We start from the raw sequence: 3647 nt of genomic DNA, 5'->3' as shown, positions 1-3647 counted from the left end.
TGTAAGTTGAAATATATTTTTTTATGTTTTCTAATTTTAATTGAATATAGTTCGAATAATTGCTATCATTCTCTTTTAATAGTTCGAATTGACAAATTATAGAATTCTCAGTTTCATTCAATTTCAGATCAATGAAAGTAGCTTCATTTAGAATTAAATCTAGTTCATCTCTTATTTTTTCTGAAAATTTCATTGATACACGGAGTTTGTAAACTTGCAGCTAACGGAAAAAGTATTGGCGAAGTGCGGGCTTTCGAAGAACTAAAAGTTCAAGGATGACCAAACGTAGCGAATGCTTTTTCAATACTGCTAACTTACAAAAATTTGCAGAATTGAAAAGCATGAGCGGAATAATATTTCTGCTTTTCAATTTTGCACTTCTTCCCGCATTTTGCCAATACAATGTTAGCTGCAGTTTCTTTAAGTTTTTACAATTTTATTTTTGCATTTTTAAAATTCTTTGATAATCAATTTTATTTTGTTCAATGAATTTACTTTTAAATCCAAAAAGAAATATAATTGAAATTAGTATAGTTAAAATTGATAGAATTATACTTTTTGAAATCGCATTTTTGCTCAAAAGTAATTTTTTAAAAATTATGTAATTTATAGAAATCAAAATTAGTAAAGCTATTCCAAAGTATGGTATAATTTCTTGGACTACTTGATCTGAAACAATTTTCGCACGTTCTTCGGGCATTTCACGCACGATTATGAAAAATGAAACATTAGACAAAAAGGTCAAAAATCCAATAACAATAATCATCAAAACTATAATTGAAAATATTCCTAAATTTTTTTTCATACGGTGCTTTGGTGAAATTGCGGCTAACGGAAAAAGTATTGGCGAAGTGCGGGCTTTCGAAGAACTAAAAGTTCAAGGATGACCAAACGTAGCGAATGCTTTTTCAATACTGCTAACTTACAAAAATTTGCAGAATTGAAAAGCATGAGCGGAATAATATTTCTGCTTTTCAATTTTGCACTTCTTCCCGCATTTTGCCAATACAATGTTAGCTGCAGTTTCTTTAAGTTTTTACAATTTTATTTTTGCATTTTTAAAATTCTTTGATAATCAATTTTATTTTGTTCAATGAATTTACTTTTAAATCCAAAAAGAAATATAATTGAAATTAGTATAGTTAAAATTGATAGAATTATACTTTTTGAAATCGCATTTTTGCTCAAAAGTAATTTTTTAAAAATTATGTAATTTATAGAAATCAAAATTAGTAAAGCTATTCCAAAGTATGGTATAATTTCTTGGACTACTTGATCTGAAACAATTTTCGCACGTTCTTCGGGCATTTCACGCACGATTATGAAAAATGAAACATTAGACAAAAAGGTCAAAAATCCAATAACAATAATCATCAAAACTATAATTGAAAATATTCCTAAATTTTTTTTCATACGGTGCTTTGGTGAAATTGCGGCTAACGGAAAAAGTATTGGCGAAGTGCGGGCTTAATTTGAACGAATGTTCAAGTTCAGACCAATCGTAGCCAATATTTTTTCAATGGAACTAAATTAAGAAAAAAAGTGGAATTGGAAAATATTGGCGGATAAATATTACAAAAAATTCAATTGAACCTTAAACCCCGCATTTTGCCAATACACTGTTATCTGCAGTTATATTATTTTATTTCCATTTATTTTGTCCCATTCATCTAAAACTATTGATTCAGCTAAATTCTCTAGCGAATAATCATCTATTTGTTTTTGGGAATTTTTGCAATCTTGGTGAGGACATCTGTTCCACAGAAATTTAATTGGTAAATCTCCATGAAGTAAACAAAAACAATTTACATCTGAAACAAAAGGTTTATTAGCTGTGGAGAAATGGACATTCCATTTCATCATTACTCCTTCTTTTTTATCAATAATCTTGTCAACTTTTCTCAGCAAAGTTTTATTCTTTTCAAATTTTGAATTTGTCTTATTTCTATTTGAGCCTAAACTAATTTTGTAAATCCATCTTAATATCCAAAAAATTATAATGCCAAAAAAAATATAAATTATTTTCAATTGATAGTTTATTATATCATTAAATGCTTCTTTAAAAGTTTGAGAGTCATAATAACTTTTTGCTTTTGCCAAAATTAAACCTCCAATTGCAACAATAATTACCGAAATAACTTTGCTCCAAACAGGATCTTTCCAAATTTTCTCTATCATTTGATGTAAACGTAAATTTTGTGAATAATTGCAGATAACGGTTTAGGGCTTTGCGAAGGAGCGGATTAGAAAGACGGAACTTTCAACTTTGCACTAACGTAGCAAAACCATTTTTTTATTTGCTAATTTACACTTTTCAAGCACATAAAAAATGGTTTTTGCGGAATAGAAGTACAAATGTTGAAGTTTGCACTTAAACCGCTCTTTTGCAAAACCCATGTTATAGGCAGTTATTATTTGTTTAAGAAAAGTAAAGTGCAATTTCATCGTCTGATAACAACCCAGATTCAATTATTGCATTTTGAATATATCCAATGTCAGCTTTATTAATATTGCCAATTACTTTACAAGATGTATTTATTATTCCTTCTGTAATTTTGTGAACGTCTAGTGGGATAGGGTATGAGCAATTAGCATATGAATCGTGACTCAAAAACTCATTTTGAGATTTTAATAAAGGAATGTGTAGTTTATAAATATTCGGTTTGTTAATGACTGAAGGGTGAATTCTTGAATTTATAAATACAGAACATACATATATTTTTCCTTCAGAAATACCAGCAATGATGAAAAACTTTTCGTGTTCAGCTTCTTCAAACTTTTTTAGAAATACGTCACCAACATTTATAGATTGCCTAATTAATTCCTTATGTTTTTCAGGGTCTAATCCTCCAAAAATTGACATACTTAAAAAGATTTAGCTAAAAGCATTTGCTCTTTTAAATATTCTACATAAGACTCATCATTTCCAGTTTCAATAACTAGATTATCTAAAGAAATAGGGGAATTTTTAACGGTATTTCTCCAAGCGTAGTCGTGAGATTTTTCTCTAACTTCGTCCCAAGATAAATCACCATATTCAATTAATGAATTATTTAAAAATTCCAAATCTGTTTTAGATAGTTTTTTTAAATTTGGTTCTGCTATAGGCTGTATTAAATCCCAATTGACAACATTGAAAACTTGAGAAAAATTATTGTTGTCTTTAAAGAAACCATCACCTCTAACTGATTTAAAAATATCGTAAAGATTTGAAGGTACAGGACCATCATTCATTGCTATATAAGTATCCCCAGTTATTGATCTACCATATTCAGAAATATGATTTCTATCGGCAAAATATAATATTTTAAAAATTTTATGGAAGTCATTTCTCTTTAACCTACGAGCAATGTAAAGAACTGCATTAATTGCTTTCTCTACTTTGAAGTCTTCAAAATTAAACTTTTCCATTGTTGATAAATTCCTTAAAATTATTTGCAAATATAGAATTTGTTTTATAAGGAAACAATTTTTTTAACATTTTTAGGATTGTCAGTATCTTGTGGGAATAATTGCCTATAACGAAAAAGTATTGGCGAAGTGCGGGCTTTCGAAGAACAAAAAGTTCTAGGAAAGAACAAACGTAGCGAATGCTTTTTCAATACTGCTAACTTACAAAAATTTGCAGAATTGAAAAGCATGAGTGG

General features: G+C 28.5%; 6 protein-coding genes. All 6 read right to left on the bottom strand.

Annotated elements, in window-relative coordinates:
- On the bottom strand, positions 1-193 hold a 193-nt coding region (locus tag ACVFVN_RS14465), incomplete at its 3' end, for a hypothetical protein (RefSeq protein ID WP_456235826.1).
- Positions 194-436: 243 nt separating this feature from the next.
- Positions 437-805, bottom strand: a complete 369-nt coding sequence (locus tag ACVFVN_RS14460; RefSeq protein WP_456235825.1) for a hypothetical protein — start codon at positions 803-805, stop codon at positions 437-439.
- Between the two features lie 239 nt (positions 806-1044).
- Complete coding sequence (locus tag ACVFVN_RS14455) at positions 1045-1413, bottom strand: hypothetical protein (RefSeq protein WP_456235825.1); 369 nt, start codon at positions 1411-1413, stop codon at positions 1045-1047.
- Between the two features lie 219 nt (positions 1414-1632).
- Positions 1633-2178 carry a hypothetical protein gene (locus ACVFVN_RS14450; RefSeq protein ID WP_079665665.1) on the bottom strand — a complete coding sequence of 182 codons (546 nt, stop codon included), beginning with the start codon at positions 2176-2178 and terminating at the stop codon, positions 1633-1635.
- Positions 2179-2419: 241 nt separating this feature from the next.
- The gene (locus ACVFVN_RS14445; RefSeq protein WP_456235824.1) at positions 2420-2863 is read right to left on the bottom strand and encodes a hypothetical protein; all 444 of its coding nucleotides are present in this window, start codon (positions 2861-2863) and stop codon (positions 2420-2422) included.
- Positions 2864-2865: 2 nt separating this feature from the next.
- Complete coding sequence (locus ACVFVN_RS14440) at positions 2866-3411, bottom strand: Panacea domain-containing protein (RefSeq protein ID WP_456235823.1); 546 nt, start codon at positions 3409-3411, stop codon at positions 2866-2868.
- Between the last annotated feature and the right edge of the window lie 236 nt (positions 3412-3647).

The sequence above is a fragment of the Soonwooa purpurea genome (assembly GCF_053891095.1).
This window is presented reverse-complemented; position numbering and strand designations above follow the sequence as displayed.